Raw genomic sequence first — 17,285 nt, 5'->3', positions numbered from 1 at the left:
AAAGCCAGTGCGAGGCTAGTGCGCATGCCCATGGTGATCATTGTCCCCACCTTGGCCCGTTTGCGCCAGCTCGCCCCGCGCTTGCCGCCACACCTGCCAGCCACCCTGCAGTGCCAGCGCGGCCATGCCGACTGCTACCAAGAGGTCGGGCCAGCCGCTGCCGGTGCCCAGCACGCCCAGGGCGGCCAGCATCACGGCGATGTTGCCGATGGCGTCGTTGCGGGAGCATAGCCAGACGCTGCGCATATTGGCATCGCCCTCGCGGAAGGCGTAGAGCATCCAGGCCACCGCCACGTTGGCAGCCAGTGCCAGAAAGCCCACCACGCCCATGGTGGTGGCATCGGGCACGTTGCCTTGCCACAAGCTCCAGGCCGCGCGGCCCAGCACCAGCAGGCCAAAGCCCATCATGCTGACCGACTTGAGCAGCGCCGCGCGTGCACGCCAGGCCAGCGCGGCAGACAGAACCGCCAGCGAGACGCCGTAGTTCAGTGCGTCGCCAGCAAAGTCAATGGCATCGGCCAACAGGGACAAGGAGCCGGAGCGCCAGCCGGCCAGCAGCTCCACGCCAAACATGGCAGCGTTGATGAGCAGCGCGATCCACAAAATGCGGCGGTAGCGCGCAGGGTTTTGCAGGGTGTGGGCGGCCGGGGTGTCGTGTTCGCAGCAGTGTTGGCTCATGGTGTTTCCTGGTTGGTGCCTGCATTGGAAACCCTGAAGCCGCTACAGAGTCAAACCCTATTTGCTCAGAGGGTGTTTCTGCCGCGGCGGCGTTCCAGTTGGGCCTCTTCGTAGTAACGCGTCTTGGCCTCAAACATGGCCTGGTCGGCTGCGTGGATGGCTGGCTCCACCTCGGCCGCGCTATGGCAGGAGGCGGTGCCGATGGCCAGGCTGAGTTTTTGGCCGGGGTAGAACTGGTTGTTCAGGTCCAGGATGGATTCGATGCGCTCGCGCAGGCCTTGCGCGGCGCGTTCGTCGCAGCCGGGCATCAGCGCCACAAACTCGTCGCCCCCAATGCGCGCCATGCACAGCGGCTGCTGGTCGCCAGCGGCCTTGGCCAGCACCTCGCCCGCACGGCGCAGCAGGGCGTCGCCCGCAGCGTGGCCCTGGGTGTCGTTCACCACCTTCAGGCCATTGAGGTCCATGGCCACAATGGCCAGCGGCCAGGGCCCTTTGCGCGAGATGCGGTTGAGCTCTTCCACATAGAAGGCGCGGTTGCGCAGGCGCGTCAGTGCGTCGTGTTTGCCCAGGTACTCCAGGTAGGCCTCCGCCTTCTTGCGCGCGGTTATGTCCACCAGCGACACCAGCACCATGTCCCAGTGGGCCTCGTGCCCGGGCATCACTGCAAACTGCATGTGGATGTTCATCAGCTCACCGCTCAGCGAGTAGTTGATGACCTCACGGGTTTGCATGGTTTTGCCATTCCACAGGTCCAGCAGCTGGTCGGCGAACGAGGCGTTCATCTCGCCCTTGAACACCAGGTCCAGCTTGCTGAGCAGGTCGGCACGGTCGGTGGCGGCAAACATGTCCAGCGTGTGCTGGTTCACATCGCGCACGCGGATCTGCTCCATGCAGCGGCCCACAAAGTCGGGGTGCACGCTCAGGAACACCCGAAAATCCTGCACACCCGAGTGGCGCACCTCGTCCATCAGCTGCTTCACACCGCTGAAGTCCTCCACCCACAGCGACACGGGGGACAGGTCAAACAGGTTGCGCGCGTGCTGCTCGCTGCGCTCCAGCTGCTGGCGGGCCTGGGTGTGGGTGGTCGTGTCTTGCAGCGAGACCATCACGCGGTCCCAGCGCTCCTCGTGACCGGGCAAGATGCGCATATGGATCTGCACGTCAATGCGCCGCCCGTCCAGCCCGTAATTGACCGATTGGTTGCTGAACTCGAGCTGGCCATTCCACAGCTGGACCAACTCGTGCACCATGGGCTCGAACATGTCACCCCGAAACACCTCCGGCAGGCGGGCGATCAGTTCGTCCTGGCTCTGCGCGCCAAACAGGCGCAGGGTCTGCTGGTTGACCTGCAGCACCTTGTAGCACTGCGAGCACTGGGCCGCGCGGGCCGGGTCTGCGCGCAAATGGGCTTCCAGGTCGCTCACCCCCTGGGCGCGCCAGGTGTCAAACAGGTCTTTCAGTGCGCTGTAGTCCTCCAGCCACAAAGAGATGGGGGCGGATTCAAACAGCAGTTCAAAGTCGGTGGCAGCAGTCATGGTGGGGGGGCAAAAGAAGTGTGCACAAGCAGTGTAGCTGCGCAAGGTCAATGCCAGGCCCCGTGCAGGGCATGGACAATGGCCCCATGGACAAATCGATGGTGATTGTGGGTGGCGGGATTGGCGGGTTTGCCGGTGCGTTGGCGGCTGCCCGTGCGGGCTTGCCGGTGCGCCTGCTGGAGCAGGCAGCTGCCTTTGGCGAGGTGGGGGCGGGCATCCAGCTGGGCCCTAACGTGGTGCGTGTGTTGCAGGGCTGGGGCTTGGGCGATGCGCTGGCCCGGGTGGCCGCATTTCCGGCCCAACTGGAGGTGCGCAACGCTTTGAGCGCCCAGACGCTGGGCGTGCTGCCGCTGGGCGAGCGCGCCGTGGCCCAGTACGGCGCTCCCTACGCCACGGTGGCGCGGGCCGACCTGCATGCGCTGCTGCTGCAAGCGGTGCAAACCCACCCGGTGGACTTGCAGCTTGCCACCACGCTGACCCAGGTGCAGCCACAGGGGGATGTGGTGCACCTGCACACGGCAGCGGCTGAGCCGTTGCAGACGCCCTTGCTGGTAGGGGCCGACGGCCTCTGGAGTCGGGTGCGCCAACACCTGTTGCCGCAGGCGCAGCCGCGTGCCACCGGCCACTTGGCGTTTCGGGCTCTGGTGCGCCAGGACACTTTGCCCGCCATGCTGCGCAGCCAGGTGGTGACCGCCTGGCTGGGGCCCAAATTCCATGCCGTGCAGTACCCGGTGCGCGGCGGGGCATGGCTCAATGTGGTGGCCATCGTGCAAGGCCACACCCCGGGCGACCCGCAGTCCTGGGACCACAGTGCCAACGCGGCCGAACTGCGCGCCCGCTTGGCCAACGCCCAGGCGCCGCTGCTGGACCTGATCCACGCAATAGACGACTGGCGCCTGTGGCCCCTGTACGACCGCCCGCCCATGGCCAGCGCGGCCGAGCAAGCCCAGGGCCGCATTGCCTTGCTGGGCGACGCGGCCCACCCCATGCGGCCGTATCTGGCGCAGGGCGCGGGCATGGCGATTGAGGACGCGCAGCAGCTGGTGGCCTCGCTGCAGGCCCAGCCCGACGATGTGCCAGCAGCGCTGGCGCACTACGCCCAGACCCGCTGGCAGCGCAACGCCCGTGTGCAGGCACGCGCCATTCGCAACGGGCAGATCTTCCATCTGCAAGGGCCGGCACGCCTGGGGCGCGACACCTCGCTGCGCCTGCTGGGTGCGCGGCTGCTGGATGTCCCGTGGCTGTACGGTTACCGCGCCTGATTTGCTATTGATTGAATAGCTGCTCGCGCAGTATCCACGGGGGCTAGAGCACTAAAAGGCTTGGATTTCAGCGCAGCAGGCTGGCGCCTTGCCACTGGCCTGTGTTGCACAGCTCACGCACCAGCGCGTGGGTGAGCCGCTCCACGGCCTTGGAAGCGCCGGATCCCGGAATATGGCCCGAGGCACACAGGGCCAATGTGCGCGTGAGCGGCGGGCTGCTCACCTTGGTGGCTTGCAGCAGGCCGCTCCCGATTTCGTGCTGGAAGGGCATCAGCGGCAGCAGCGTGCGCCCCAGCCCGGCCAGCAGGGTGGTGCGCAGAATGCTGATGGAGCTGATGTCTGCCTCCACCTGCGGGGGCGCCAGCCCGGCGCGCGCGGCGGCGTGGTCGATGGTGGGGCGCACCCCATGCGGGTGGGCCGGCAGGGTCAAGGGCAGCGCCAGCGCTTGCTTGAGCGGGATGCTGACCCTGCGCTTTTTGGCATCTTGCGCGGGCTCGATCAAATACAGCTGCTCAATGAGCAGCGGTGTGCTCGCAAACTCCGACAGCTGCCCATCGTCAAACAGCACCGCCAGCTGGATCTGGCCCGTGCGCAGCTGCTTGCTGAGGTTGCCGGTCAGCTCCTCCGTCAGCTCCAGCTGCACCTGGGGCAGCTGCTGGCGCACGGCGCGCAGCAGCGGCAGCGCCAGCGCGTTCGACACGCTGTGCGGAATGCCAAACACCACCTTGCCGCTGGGCGCCGCACTGTCGCTGCGCGCGCTGGCCACCGCCTCGTCCGCCTGCCGCAGGATGGACACCGCATGCGGATGGAAGCGGCTGCCCGCCTCGGTCAGCTCCACACCGCGGCGTGAGCGGTGGAACAGCGGCGCACCCAGCTCGTCCTCCAGCTGCGCCATCTGGTGGCTCAGGGCCGACTGCGCAATGAACACGCGCTCCGCCGCCTTGGAAAACGAGCCGCTGTCGGCAATGGCAAGAAAGTAACGGAGTTGGCGCAGTTCCATGGCGGGCGGGCAGAGTAGGCCAACATCCTAGCCTATCCATCTGGAATCAAGATGCTTTTATATGCAATGCATATTGGACAGATGGATGGCCGCACCGTTTAATCGCTCCACCCACTCTGCTGTTTCGCACTCTCGGGCTACCCGCCAGAGAGCCAGCCAGACCCGGCGCTTGCAGGCGGCAGGGACACTCCGTACCCGGGGTGTTGGTGGTGGGTTGCAGGCCTGCGGGGCTCAGCCCTTGAGCTGGGGCACGGCAGTTTCAATGTCGTCCAGCAGCCGCGGCCACAGGCGTTCACCGATCGTGCGGCGAAACGGGCCAAAGTGGCCAATGCGTGGCACGCCCAGGTCGGCCGGTGTCACGTGGCGTAGCTCCGCCACACCGGGCGCATTGGCAAAGGCCTGCTGCAGTGCCTCCACCACACGGCGCGGGCCAAACACCTTGTCGTCGCTGATGGCCCAGAGGTGGGCGGTGCCCGTCCAGCGGTGGGCCGTGATCTCAACCGTGGGGTCACTGGTGAAGTAACCCGGCGTCATGCCCCAGCGGCTCCAGTCCAGCGCTGCTGCAGCGGGCAGCTCTTCGCCCCCGCCCAGAGCCCAGCCTGGCAAACGGCCAAACAGGCGCACACACAGCGGCAGCCAGAGCCCGAAGAACAGCAGGGCGCCCATGCGCTGGTGCCAGCGCGGCCACAGGCGCCAGAAGGGGAGCTGGGCGGCCACACCAATCGCGGCGTCAATGTCCTCCAACCCCTGGCACTGCGCCAGCGCATGCCCGCCCAGCGAATGGCCGACCCACAGCGTGGCCAGCGGTGCGCCGGAGTTCGCACGGGCGCGGTGCTGCACGGCGGCCAGCGCGGCCTGCAGGTCCTGCTGCATCCAGTCGCGCATGCTGATGCTGCGGGCTGGCTGCGCGGCCAAGCGTGATTCGCCAATGCCGCGGTAGTCCAGCGTGAGGACGGCATAGCCGCGCGTGCTGAGCCAGCGGGCGAAGGCCCGGTAGTAGTGGCGCGGCACCGCGGTGGCCGGCGCCACCAGCGCCACGGCGCGGGCGGATGTGCGGGGTTCAAACACCGTTGCCCAGAGTTGGCTGCCATCTTGCGTGGTGAGGCACAGGTCCAGCTCGCTCTGGTCGGCGCCTGGCGGGCTTTCAAAGGCTTGCGTCAGGTGCTGCATGGCGGGCGTCATGTTGGTGCCGGGCAGCCAGCGTGACGCCATGTCTTGGGTGTTGGTCGAGGTCATGGCGCCATCGTCCGTGCTTTGGCGGTGCTTGACTAGACTGCACGCTGCATGCACTCTGTCAACGTTATGGAAACAAAGAAACCCGCCATTCCCCGCGCCGCACTCACCACCGCCCTGGATGCGGATGCCCTGGAGCTGTTCGCTCGTGTGGCCCGCGCTGGCAGTTTTTCATTGGCAGCGCAGCAGGTGGGGCAGACCCGTGCCGCCGTCAGCCGGCGTATTGCCTACATGGAGCAACGCACCGGGCAAACGCTGTTTCTGCGCACCACCCGTTCGCTGACGTTGACAGCGACGGGCCGCCGCTTGTTGCCCCATGCCATGGCCGTGCTGGACGCAGTGGCGCAAGCGCGCGGCACGCTCACCTCGGTGCATGCCGGTCTGGCCGGCAGCTTGCGCATTACCTCGCTGCCCAGCTTTGGTACCACGGTGCTGCCGCCCTTGTTGCTGAAGTTCCGCGCCTTGCACCCGGGGGTGAACTACGACCTCATCCTGTCAGACCGGCGGGTGGACCTGCAGCGCGAAGGGGTGGACATTGCCTTTCGTGTCACGCGCAAGCCACCGCCCGATTGGGTAGCGCGGCCCTATTTGCAATTCCACGTTGGCGCGTTTTGCGCACCCGGCCAGTGGGCGCCCATGGTGCACCCTGAAGAACTGGCGCCGGCCCCGCTGTTGCTGTTGGGACCAGTGTCCATGAACCCGGAAATGCGCTGGGTGCGCCGCGATGGCACTGATGCGGTCCTCTGCGCGCGCGCACCGGCAGCCGGCCAGAGCGATGACCTCGCGGTGCTGATGCGCCTGGCCGAGGGTGGCATGGGTGTAGTGCTGGCACCCAGCTACTGTGTGCAGGACGCTCTGGCAGCGGGGCGCTTGGTGGAGCTGCTGCCCGACTGGGACTTGGATATCCGCCAGGGCAACACCGTGCAACTGCTGACCCTGCCGCGCCCCCAACTCAGCGCCGTGGCGCGGGCGTTTGCCAAGTTTGTGCAAGAGCAGGCGCCAGCCACTCACGCCTAAACTGCTATCAAAACAGAAGCTGCTCGCGCAATATCCACGGGCGCTAGGGACCTATTTGGCTTGATATTCCCAGAGGGCTTGCATGGTGGCCTCAAAGTCACTCGCGATGCGGGTCTGGTCCACATGGCGGCCCTGGGCGATGACGCGGCGGCCAGCTACCCACACCTCCTGAAACGCAGCGCCATGGCTGGCAAACACCAGCGCGTCCAGCGTGTGGCTGGCGGGCACGCCCCGCAGGCCGCTGGCGTGCGCGTCCAGCACCAGCAGGTCGGCGCGGGCGCCGCGCTGCAGCCCCCATGCCTTCATGCCTGCGGCGGGCCCACCGGCTTGCAGTGCTGCGTCCAGCAGTCGGGCGGCGGTGGCGGGTTGTTGCGTGGGCGCGGCGGCCACATTGCGCTGCTGCAGGCGCAGGCGCTGGCCGTATTCCAGCCAGCGCAGTTCTTCGGGCCACTGGCGGCCCACATGGCTGTCCGAGCCCACGGCCATGGGCAGGCCGGCGGCCAGCCACGCGGGCAGGTCGGCAAAGCCGTCGCCCAGGTTGCCCTCGGTGCTGGGGCAGATGACCATGCCTGCACCGCTACGCGCCACGGCGTCGATCTCGGCCTGCTCGGTGTGGGTGGCGTGTACCAGTTGCCAGCGCGCGTCCATTGTCCAACGCTGGTGCAGCCACGCGATGGGCCGCTGGCCGGTGGCGGCCAGGCAGTCGTGCACCTCTTGCATTTGCTCGGCAATGTGGATGTGGATGGTCATGTCCGCATCACCCACCTGCGCCAAGAGCGCGTCTATCGATTCGGGGGCTGCCGCGCGCAGCGAGTGGATGGACACGCCCGCGTTCAGCAGGGGGCGGCGTGCCGCCTGCACGCCGCGCTGCAGCCGGGCAATGAAGTCTGGCGTGCCGGCAAAGCGGCGCTGGTCGGGGCGCAGTGCGGGCTGGGCAAAGCCGGCGCGCTCGTAGAGCACGGGCAGCACGGTCAGGCCCAAGCCTGCGTCGGCCGCCGCATCGGCCACGGCCCAGGCCATGGCGGCTTCGTCGGCATAGGGTTGGCCGTCGGGCTGGTGGTGCAGGTAGTGGAACTCGCACACCTGCGTGTAGCCGCCTTGCAGCAGCTCCACATACAGCTGCGCTGCCACCGCGCGCAATTGCGCGGGCGTGATGCGCAGCGCCACGCCATACATGCGATCGCGCCAGGACCAGAAGTCATCCGCCGCCGATTCGCGCCGCTCGGCCAGACCGGCAAAGGCGCGCTGGAAGGCGTGGCTGTGTGCGTTGACCATGCCCGGCAGCACCGGGCCGGGCAGCACGGTGGCCTGGGCAGGTGGCGTGTTCACGTTGGGCGTGATGTCCGCCCATTGGCCTTGCGCATCCACGGCCAGGCAGACGTTGGCCTGCCAGCGTCCGTCGATCCACGCTTGCGGTGCCCACAGCAGTGGTTCGCTCATGCAGGCCTCCAGTCCAACATGGTTTGCACCAGCGCGCGCAGCACCGGCAACACGGTGGCCGCGCGGGCGGGGTCTATCGCATAGGGCGGTTGCTCGGCCATGTAGCAACGCCAGCACATCTCCAGCTGGATGGCGTGGATGTGTTCGGCCGGACGGCCATAGTGGCGCGTGATGTAGCCGCCCTTGAAGCGGCCGTCCACCACCTGCGTGAAGTCTCTTTGACTTTGCAATACTTTTGATAGCTGCTCGCGCAAGGCGGCTGCGGCGCTGCTGCCGTTCACAGTGCCAAGGTTCAGGTCGGGCAACTGACCGTCAAACAACCAGGGTAGCACCGAGCAGATGCTGTGCGCATCAAACAGCACTGCATGGCCGTGCACGCTGCGCAGGCGCTGCAGCTCCGCATGCAAGGCATCGTGGTAGGGGCGCCAGTAGGTGCTGACGCGCTCGGCAACCTCGGCCTCGGTGGGCGCCTGGCCCTCGCGGTACAGCGGCTCACCGCTGAAGAAGTGCGTGGGGCACAGCGCGGTGTTGTTGACGCCGGGGTACATGGGCGCGTTCTCGGGCGGGCGGTTCAGGTCCACCACATAACGTGCATGGCGCGGGACGATGGTGCCCGCACCCATGGCGCGCACAAAGGCATAGAGCGGCTCCAGGTGCCAGTCGGTGTCCTCCGTGGCCAGCGCGCGCGGCACCAGGCGGCTCTGCAGGTCGGGCGGAATCTCGGTGCCCACATGCGGAAAGCTCACCAACAGCGGGGTGCTGCCGGGGGTGAGGGTGAAGGTGGCATTCGTCATACGGTGCGCTCCAGCCCGCCCACGATGGTGCGGCGGCAAGGGTTGTGGCCAAACCAGTAGGCCAGTTCGTTCGGGTGCTCCAGGTCCCACACGCAGAAGTCTGCGCGCTGCCCGGCGGCCAGCGTGCCCCGGTCGAGCAAACCCAAGGCCCGTGCACCGTGCACGGTGGCGCCGCGCAGCGCCTCTTCGGGCGTCAGGCGAAACAGCGTGCACGCCATGTTGAGCATGAGCAACAAGGACAAGCCGGGCGAGGTGCCGGGGTTGTGGTCGGTGGCAATCGCCATGGGCACGCCGTGGGCGCGCAGGGCGTCGATGGGGGGTAGCTTGGTGTCGCGCAAAAAGTAATAGGCACCGGGCAGCAGCACGGCTACCGTACCGGCGGCCTTCATCGCGCGGATGCCGTCTTCGCTCAAATGCTCCAGGTGGTCGCAGGACAGGGCGCCAAACTCGGCTGCCAGCGCCGCACCGCCTTGGTCGCTGAGCTGTTCGGCATGCAGCTTCACGGGCACACCCAGCGCACGCGCGGCCTCAAACACACGGCGCGTTTGTGCGGGTGTGAAGCCAATGTTTTCGCAGAAGGCATCCACTGCATCCACCAGACCTTGCGCATGCAGTGCAGGCAGCCATGCGCATACGGCGTCGGTGTAGTCATCGGCACGGCCCGCGAACTCGGGCGGCACGGCGTGGGCGCCCAGGTAGGTGGTGCGCACAGTGAGCGGCAGCGTCTTGCCCAGCGTGCGAGCCACACGCAGACAGCGCGCCTCATCGGCTTCGCTCAGGCCGTAGCCGGATTTGATTTCTACGGTGGTCACGCCCTCGGCCATCAGGCTTTGTGCACGGCGTGTGGCACTGGCCAGCAACTCGGCGTCGCTCGCGGCACGCGTTGCAGTGACGGTGGAGCGGATGCCGCCACCCGCACGCGCAATCTCTTCATAGCTCGCGCCTTGCAGTCGCAATTCAAACTCGGCAGCACGCTGGCCGCCGTAGACCAGGTGCGTGTGACAGTCCACCAGGCCGGGGGTAACCAGGGAACCGCCCAGGTCGACTTCGTTCTGAATGTGTGGGGACTGCGATGCGGGCAGGGCAGCCGCATCACCCGCCCAGACGATGTGCGCGCCCTGGGTGAGCAGGGCGCCATTGGCCACCCAACCCCAGGGGGTGTTGCCGGTCAGCGTAGCGAGCTTGGCGTTGCGCCAGAGGGTGAGGGCGCTCATAGAAAACCTCCAACGGTGGCGCTTTGGGGCGAGAAACCCAGCCAGTAGGCGCATGGAGCTTGCACACCGGGCTCCGCTACAAACTGCCAGCGTGCACCGCGTGGCTGGGGGTGCCACAGCAGGGTGTGGGCGTCCAGCTGCAGGGTCTGTGTGCCATCGGTCCACTCGCCTGCGTGGACGGTGTACAGGCCGCAGGCCGCCAGGCTGGCGGTCCAAGGCTGGCCTGGTTGTACCGCCTGCATCAGGCCCTTGCCACCGCGCGCCATCAGGTTCAGGTCTTGCGTGGGGCCATCCAGCAGTCGGCAGCCGGGGGCGGCGGCACCGTCAAAGCAGAGCGGGGCATCGCCAGCCTGCAGCCGTTGTTCGCTGCCGAGCTGCAGCGCCACGCCCGCGCCCTCTAACACGGCAAACCAGCGCTGCACGCCGGGGAAGGCGGAGAAGGGGCCGTCGCTGTCAATGTCGGCACGGCTGATGCGCAGCTGCCACGGGTCGGCCGGATCTGCTGGCGGCCAGGTGAACAGCTCGCGGGTTTGGCCGCCGCCGTTGCGCCAGGGCTGGGGTGCGCAGTCTTGGGCGCGGATGATCTGCGGTGTCATGGCTTGAACTGCCCTTGCAGCTGGTAGCGCGTGCCGGGGTGCACCAGGCGCGCCAGGGTGATGGGCACATCGCGGTTCATGGTGCGGCGCACGACGATGAGGCAGGGGTCGGACGCGGCAATGCCCAGCAAGGCCGCTTCCTGCTCCGTGGGGCGGCCGGCTTCAATGGAGTACTGCGCCTCCCACAGCGGCGCCACTTCCAGCAGGTAGTGGGTGGGCGTGGTCTGGGTGAAGTCCACGCTCAAATAGTCAGGCGCGCAGGCGGGGTTCACATAGCGGTCTTCGCACTGCAGGGGCACACCGTTTTCATGGTGAACGATGAGGGTGTGGAACACCGGCGCACCCGGCGGCAGGCCCAGCTGCTGGGCCAGGCCCTCGGTCGTCGTCTCTTCGCGCGAGAGGATGACGCGGGCCTGGTGCTGGTGGCCGCGGCCCCGTATCTCTTCGTGCAAATCCTGGATCGTGAGCGTGGAGGCCACACGCTGCAGGTGGGCAGCAAAGGTGCCCACACCTTGCACGCGGGTGACAAAGCCCTCGGCCTGCAGCTCGCGGATGGCGCGGCCCACCGTCATGCGGCTGACCTGGAACTGGCTGACCAGCTCGGACTCGGAGGGCATCAGGGTGCCGGGCGTCCAGCGGCCATCGGCCAGACCTTGTTTGAGGAAATCCTTGACGCGGGTATAGGGTGCTTGGGCCATGGTGCAAATTCTAGTTGCATAGACATGTCTAGACAAGTAGACTCCGCCGCATTCTTTGTTGTTTGTGAGATTCAAACCCATGGCACCTACCCACACCCCCGCCCAAGCCCGCCCCGTGCGCGCACCCCGTGGCACCGAGCTGCATTGCAAGAACTGGATCACCGAGGCGGCCTACCGCATGCTGCAAAACAACCTGGACCCCGAGGTGGCCGAGAACCCGGATGCGCTGGTGGTCTACGGCGGCATCGGCAAGGCCGCGCGCAACTGGGAATGCTTTGACGCCATCCTGTCCAGCCTGCGCACGCTGGAAGAAAACGAAACCCTGCTGGTGCAAAGCGGCAAACCCGTGGGCGTGTTCCGCACCCACGCCGATGCCCCGCGCGTGCTGATTGCCAACTCCAACCTCGTACCCAAGTGGGCCACCTGGGAGCACTTTCATGAGCTCGATAAAAAGGGCCTGATGATGTACGGCCAGATGACGGCCGGCAGCTGGATCTACATCGGCAGCCAGGGCATCGTGCAGGGCACCTATGAGACCTTTGTGGAGGCCGGCAAGCAGCACTTTGGCGGCAGCCTGGCCGGGCGCTGGATTCTGACCGCCGGCCTGGGCGGCATGGGCGGTGCGCAGCCGCTGGCCGCTACCTTTGCGGGTGCTTCGTCCCTCAACATCGAATGCCAGCAAAGCCGCATCGACTTCCGCCTCAAGACCCGCTATGTGGACGAGCAGGCGACCGATCTGGACGATGCTCTGGCCCGCCTGGCCAAGTACACCGCCGAGAAGAAAGCGGTGTCCATCGCCTTGTTGGGCAATGCTGCCGATGTGCTGCCCGAGCTGGTGAAACGTGCCAAGGCCGGCGGCCTGCGCCCCGACATCGTGACGGACCAAACTTCTGCCCACGACCTGGTGAACGGCTATCTGCCCAGCGGCTGGACGGTGGAGCAGTGGCGCGCCGCGCAGGCGGACGACACGCAACACGCCGCGCTGCGCCTGGCCGCGGCCAAGGGCTGCGCCGTGCACGTGCAGGCCATGCTGGACTTTCAGGCCATGGGCATTCCCACGGTGGACTATGGCAACAACATCCGCCAGGTGGCGCTGGACCAAGGCGTGAAAAACGCGTTTGACTTCCCCGGCTTTGTGCCCGCCTATGTGCGCCCGCTGTTCTGCCGCGGCAAGGGCCCGTTCCGCTGGGTGGCGCTGAGTGGCGACCCCGAGGACATCCGCAAGACCGACGCGAAGATGAAAGAGCTGTTCCCCGAAGACAAGCACCTGCACCGCTGGCTGGACATGGCCGGTGAGCGCATCGCCTTCCAGGGCCTGCCCGCACGCATCTGCTGGATCGGCCTGGGCGAGCGCCACCGCGCCGGCTTGGCCTTTAACGAGATGGTGAAGAACGGCGAGCTCAAGGCCCCCATCGTCATCGGCCGCGACCACCTGGACAGCGGCAGCGTGGCATCACCCAACCGCGAAACCGAAAGCATGCAAGACGGCAGCGACGCCGTGAGCGACTGGCCGTTGCTCAACGCACTGCTCAACACTGCGGGCGGCGCAAGCTGGGTCAGCCTGCACCACGGCGGCGGCGTGGGCATGGGCTACAGCCAGCACAGCGGCGTGGTCATCGTGGCCGATGGCACGGACGCTGCGGCCCAGCGCCTGGAGCGCGTGCTGTGGAACGACCCCGGCACCGGCGTGATGCGCCATGCTGATGCGGGCTACGACATTGCCGTGCAATGCGCCAAAGAACAAGGCATGAATCTGCCCATGATCTCGAAATAATCACAACAAGAAGGAACTCTGCATGACTTCTCTCATCCTCAACCCCGGCAAGCTTTCGCTGGACGATCTGCAAGCCATTCACGCTGGTGTGTGCCAGCTCAGCCTACCCGAATCGGCCCGCGTGGCCATGCGCGCATCACACGCGCTGGTCAAGGCTGCGGCCGATGGCGACGCGCCGGTGTATGGCGTGAACACCGGCTTTGGCAAGCTGGCCAACAAGCGCATCAGCAAAGACCAACTGGCTACCCTGCAGCGCAACCTGATCCGCAGCCACAGCGTGGGTGTGGGCGAGCCGCTGGCCGCGCCCATCATGCGGCTGATGATGGCTACCAAGGCCGCTAGCCTGGCGCGCGGCTATTCCGGTTGCCGCGAAGTGGTGGTGGACACACTCTTGGCCGTGCACAACGCGGGCCTGGTGCCCTGCGTGCCTTCGCAGGGTTCTGTGGGCGCGTCGGGCGACCTGGCGCCGCTCTCGCACATGACGCTGGCGCTGATGGGCGAGGGCGACATGCTGGTGGATGGCGTACGCGTACCTGCGCTGCAGGCGCTGCAAAAAGCGGGCATCACCCCGCTGGAGCTTGAGGCCAAAGAAGGCCTAGCCCTCATCAACGGCACGCAGACATCGACCGCGCTGGCGCTGCACGGCCTGCTGGCCTTTGAGCCCGTGCTGGAAGCCGCGCTGCTGATTGGTGCGCTGACGCTGGACGCCGCCCGTGGCAGCGACGGCCCGTTTGACCCGCGCATCCACGCCGTGCGCGGCCAGCCCGGCCAGATCGACGTGGCGCAGTACTACCGCGAAGTGCTCAAGGGCAGCGCCATCCGCCAGTCGCACGCAGAGGGTGACGACCGCGTGCAAGACCCGTACTGCCTGCGCTGCCAGCCGCAGGTGGTGGGCGCCTGCCTGGACCAACTGCGCCACGCGGCGCGCGTGTTGCTGATCGAGGCCAACGCCGTTACTGACAACCCATTGGTCTTTCCTGATGACGGAGCCATGATCTCTGGCGGCAATTTCCACGCAGAGCCCGTGGCCCTGGCTGCTGACGGCATGGCCCTGGCCATTGCCGAAGTGGGCGCCATTGCCGAGCGCCGTATCGCCATGCTGATTGACAGCGGCGTGTCACGCCTGCCGCCGTTCCTCACGGCGGATGCAGGCCTGAACAGCGGCTTCATGATTGCGCACGTCACCGCCGCCGCGCTGGCGTCCGAAAACAAGTCTTTGGCCCACCCCGCCAGCGTGGACAGCCTGCCCACCAGTGCCAACCAGGAAGACCACGTCTCCATGGCCACCTTTGCCGCGCGCCGCCTGCAAAGCATGATCCACAACACGGCGCACATCCTCGGCATTGAGCTGCTGGCCGCTGCGCAAGGCATCGAATTCCTGCGCCCGCTCACAAGTTCGGCCGTGCTGGAAGAGGTGCATGCGCTCTTGCGCAAGGACGTGCCTGCCCACCACGTGGACCGCTACCTGGCGCCCGACATTGCGCACGCCACGCAGCTGGTGCAAGGCGGCGCCGTGGCCAAGCTGCTCAAGCCGCTGGGTGGCCTGCCCAAGCTCTGGGTCCCGGGCTAAAGAGCGAAACCGCAACGAGGCACAAGGTTCTTGCCACGGCGCTACCATGCGCCATGGCAACGAGTGATTCCACGACCAAACGTTACCTGCCGTGGGTGGTCGCCACGGCGCTGTTCATGGAGCAGCTGGACTCCACCATCGTCAACACCGGTATCCCGTCCATGGCGGCAAGCCTGGGTGTTACGCCGCTGAGCCTCAAGGCCGTCGTCAGCAGCTACATCCTTGCGCTGGCGGTCAGCATTCCCATCAGTGGCTGGCTGGCCGAACGGTATGGCAGCCGGCGCGTCTTCATGTTTGCGGTGGGCCTGTTCACGGTGTCGTCGGTGTTGTGTGGGCTGGCCGTTAACGCCACCATGCTCATTGCCGCGCGCGTGCCGCAGGGCATTGCTGCGGCCATGATGATGCCGGTGGGCCGCATGGTGATCGTGCGCACGTTCTCCAAGGGCGAGCTGCTGCAGGCCATGAATTTCGTCATCATCCCTGCGCTGCTGGGCCCACTGTTGGGCCCCACGGTGGGCGGGCTCATCGTCCACTGGGCTTCGTGGCGCGAGATCTTTTTTGTGAATGTGCCCGTGGGCCTGGCCGCCATGTGGTTTGCCAGCAAACACATGCCCAACTACCAGAACGACACGCCGCCCCCGCTGGATGTGCGCGGCTTGCTGCTGTTTGCAGCGGGCGCGGGCTTGCTGTCCTGGATTCTGGAGGTGTTCGGTGAGATCAGCCTGTCCAACAGCACGGTGGCCATGATCGTCACCGTGTCCGTAGGACTGCTGGTGGCCTATGGCTGGCATGCCAAGCGGGTGCCGCACCCGCTGCTGCGCCTGTCCTTGTTTTCTACCCGCACCTTTCGGGTCGGCGTGCTGGGCGGTTTTGTCACGCGGCTGGGGGTGGGCGGCATGCCGTTTTTGCTGCCGCTGCTCTACCAGCTGGGCCTGGGCCTGCCAGTGTGGCAGTCGGGTCTGCTGATGATGCCAGCGGCCATTGCTGCCATGGCCATGAAGGCGCTGGCCGCGCCCATGTTGCGGCGGTTCGGCTACCGGCGCGTGCTCATCGTCAACACGCTGCTGGTGGCCTGCGCCATTGCCAGCTATGCCTGGGTGGATGCAGGCACGCCCATGGTCGTGATTGTGGGCATTGGCCTGGCCCTGGGTTTGTGCAACTCGCTGCAGTTCTCCAGCATGAATTCCATGGCCTACGCCGACATCAACGCCGCAGACACGGCCATGGCCAGTACCTTGGCCAGTACTCTGCAGCAAATGTCCATGAGCTTTGGCTTGGCGTTTGGCTCGCTCATCACCGCGTATTTCCTGGAAGGCCTGCCACAGTCCGACCGGGTGGCGGTCACCGCGTCGCTGCACCACGCCTTCATCGCGCTGGGGGTGTTGACTGCAGTGTCGTCCGTCGCGTTTTGGACCTTGCGACCCGAGGACGGCGAGAGCGTCAGCAAGGGCAGCGCGGCGCCCTCGTGAGGGACGCTACCATGGCACCATCCCTAGCGCACCCAACCCGGAGCCCCCATGTCCCTTGCCATGTTGAAGACCCTGTTTGCCCAAAAGACCTGGGCCCATGCCGAGTTGTATGACTGCATGGCCACGGTGGACCCGGTCCAACACGCCGAGCCGCTGCACACCGCCATTCGCATGCTCAATCACATCCATGTGGTGGACCGCATCTTTCGGGCCCACCTGTTGGGCGAGTCCCACGGCTACACGCAGAGCAACACGGTAGAGACACCCGGTCTGGGCGAGCTGCACTTTGCTGCTGCCGAGACAGACCTGTGGTTTGAGTCGTATGTAGCTGGGCTGGAAGCATCAGCGCTTGCAGAAAGCCTGCGCTTTCAGTTCACCGACGGCGACGCCGGCCGCATGACGCGTGAAGAAATGCTCTTCCATGTGCTCACCCACGGTGCCTACCACCGTGGCAATGTGGGTCAGATGCTCAAAGGCATCAGCATCACGCCACCGCGCGATCTGCTCACCAAGTTTTTGCACCAGCGCGAGCCCGCCAGGCGCCAAGGGTAAGCAAGACTTGGCGTACGCATAAAAAAACGGGAGCCAAGCTCCCGTTTGTGTGTGTGTTGCACAGCGCGGGCTTATGCAGCCTTTGCCAATTTGTGGCGGCGAGCAACTCCCGCCATCAAGCCCAGACCCGCCAACATCAGTGCATAAGACTCTGGCTCTGGTACGGCTGTCACTTCCGTCAATTGCCAGCCTCTATGTGCATATTGGCTATAACTTGAGAAGAAATAAACCTTATGACTCTCTGTGCTGAAAAGAATCTCAAACCCGTAGGGGGGAGAGGTCGGTATGTCATGTGTGGATGCAAGGAAGGCAAAGTTGTTTTGTGATCCGCTGAATGACGCAACCGATCCACCACTGACCCAGCTGGCTGACGGTGAGTTGTAGCTGTAGGCGAGCACACGGGCTCCCGTATTGAGTGCATCACCCCTGAAGTTCGCACTCAGTGTGATGTTC

General features: G+C 66.2%; 15 protein-coding genes and 1 pseudogene. 6 read left to right on the top strand and 10 right to left on the bottom strand.

The genetic code is table 11. The annotated features are described in order from the left end of the window. Positions 1-15: 15 nt before the first annotated feature. Together U5O12_RS14720 and U5O12_RS14715 are read right to left on the bottom strand one after the other, a co-directional pair. The gene (locus U5O12_RS14720; RefSeq protein WP_322579365.1) at positions 16-678 is read right to left on the bottom strand and encodes a cation transporter; all 663 of its coding nucleotides are present in this window, start codon (positions 676-678) and stop codon (positions 16-18) included. Between the two features lie 65 nt (positions 679-743). Next, positions 744-2,213, bottom strand: a complete 1,470-nt coding sequence (locus U5O12_RS14715; RefSeq protein ID WP_322579364.1) for a sensor domain-containing diguanylate cyclase — start codon at positions 2,211-2,213, stop codon at positions 744-746. A gap of 86 nt (positions 2,214-2,299) precedes the next feature. Here U5O12_RS14715 and U5O12_RS14710 point away from each other — a divergent pair, with 86 nt between their 5' ends. Continuing rightward, entirely contained in the window at positions 2,300-3,475 is a 1,176-nt protein-coding gene (locus U5O12_RS14710) for an FAD-dependent monooxygenase (protein WP_322579363.1), read from the top strand. Between the two features lie 67 nt (positions 3,476-3,542). Here the strand turns inward: U5O12_RS14710 and U5O12_RS14705 are convergent, their stop codons facing one another. Then, entirely contained in the window at positions 3,543-4,475 is a 933-nt protein-coding gene (locus tag U5O12_RS14705; RefSeq protein WP_322579362.1) for a LysR family transcriptional regulator, read from the bottom strand. 231 nt (positions 4,476-4,706) lie between these two features. Further along, a complete protein-coding gene (locus U5O12_RS14700; RefSeq protein ID WP_322579361.1) occupies positions 4,707-5,711 on the bottom strand; it encodes a serine aminopeptidase domain-containing protein in 1,005 nt (334 codons plus the stop codon). Between the two features lie 48 nt (positions 5,712-5,759). Here U5O12_RS14700 and U5O12_RS14695 point away from each other — a divergent pair, with 48 nt between their 5' ends. Continuing rightward, a complete protein-coding gene (locus U5O12_RS14695; protein WP_322579360.1) occupies positions 5,760-6,725 on the top strand; it encodes a LysR family transcriptional regulator in 966 nt (321 codons plus the stop codon). A gap of 51 nt (positions 6,726-6,776) precedes the next feature. Here U5O12_RS14695 and U5O12_RS14690 read toward each other — a convergent pair whose 3' ends face one another. The 5 genes from U5O12_RS14690 to hutC are packed head-to-tail and all read right to left on the bottom strand — an operon-like array spanning position 6,777 to position 11,467. Continuing rightward, the gene (locus tag U5O12_RS14690; RefSeq protein WP_322579359.1) at positions 6,777-8,165 is read right to left on the bottom strand and encodes a formimidoylglutamate deiminase; all 1,389 of its coding nucleotides are present in this window, start codon (positions 8,163-8,165) and stop codon (positions 6,777-6,779) included. Further along, entirely contained in the window at positions 8,162-8,959 is a 798-nt protein-coding gene (gene hutG, locus U5O12_RS14685) for an N-formylglutamate deformylase (protein WP_322579358.1), read from the bottom strand. Before hutG ends, U5O12_RS14690 begins: the two co-directional genes overlap by 4 nt. Further along, positions 8,956-10,173, bottom strand: a complete 1,218-nt coding sequence (hutI, locus tag U5O12_RS14680) for an imidazolonepropionase (RefSeq protein ID WP_322579357.1) — start codon at positions 10,171-10,173, stop codon at positions 8,956-8,958. Before hutI ends, hutG begins: the two co-directional genes overlap by 4 nt. Continuing rightward, a complete protein-coding gene (locus U5O12_RS14675; protein WP_322579356.1) occupies positions 10,170-10,769 on the bottom strand; it encodes a HutD family protein in 600 nt (199 codons plus the stop codon). Before U5O12_RS14675 ends, hutI begins: the two co-directional genes overlap by 4 nt. Next, a complete protein-coding gene (gene hutC / locus U5O12_RS14670) occupies positions 10,766-11,467 on the bottom strand; it encodes a histidine utilization repressor (RefSeq protein ID WP_322579355.1) in 702 nt (233 codons plus the stop codon). Before hutC ends, U5O12_RS14675 begins: the two co-directional genes overlap by 4 nt. Positions 11,468-11,546: 79 nt before the next feature. On the opposite strand from hutC, the gene hutU reads away from it, so the two are divergent. From hutU to U5O12_RS14650, 4 genes are read left to right on the top strand one after another with little or no spacing between them, the layout of a single operon-like run. After that, a complete protein-coding gene (gene hutU / locus U5O12_RS14665; protein ID WP_322579354.1) occupies positions 11,547-13,241 on the top strand; it encodes a urocanate hydratase in 1,695 nt (564 codons plus the stop codon). 22 nt (positions 13,242-13,263) lie between these two features. Further along, a complete protein-coding gene (hutH, locus tag U5O12_RS14660; RefSeq protein WP_322579353.1) occupies positions 13,264-14,811 on the top strand; it encodes a histidine ammonia-lyase in 1,548 nt (515 codons plus the stop codon). 53 nt (positions 14,812-14,864) lie between these two features. After that, positions 14,865-16,280 carry a DHA2 family efflux MFS transporter permease subunit gene (locus U5O12_RS14655; RefSeq protein WP_322579352.1) on the top strand — a complete coding sequence of 472 codons (1,416 nt, stop codon included), beginning with the start codon at positions 14,865-14,867 and terminating at the stop codon, positions 16,278-16,280. Positions 16,281-16,328: 48 nt separating this feature from the next. Further along, on the top strand, positions 16,329-16,832 hold the full coding sequence (locus tag U5O12_RS14650; RefSeq protein ID WP_322579351.1) for a DinB family protein: 504 nt from the start codon (positions 16,329-16,331) through the stop codon (positions 16,830-16,832). Positions 16,833-16,903: 71 nt separating this feature from the next. Here U5O12_RS14650 and U5O12_RS21225 read toward each other — a convergent pair. Next, positions 16,904-17,005: pseudogene (locus tag U5O12_RS21225) on the bottom strand (PEP-CTERM sorting domain-containing protein); the annotation flags it as partial. Positions 17,006-17,285 lie beyond the last annotated feature (280 nt).

Origin of the sequence: Rhodoferax sp. (assembly GCF_034519335.1) — a bacterium.
Taxonomy (GTDB): Bacteria; Pseudomonadota; Gammaproteobacteria; order Burkholderiales; family Burkholderiaceae_C; genus Allorhodoferax.
Note: the sequence above shows the minus strand (reverse complement) of the source record. Positions and strands in the feature narration are given on the sequence as shown.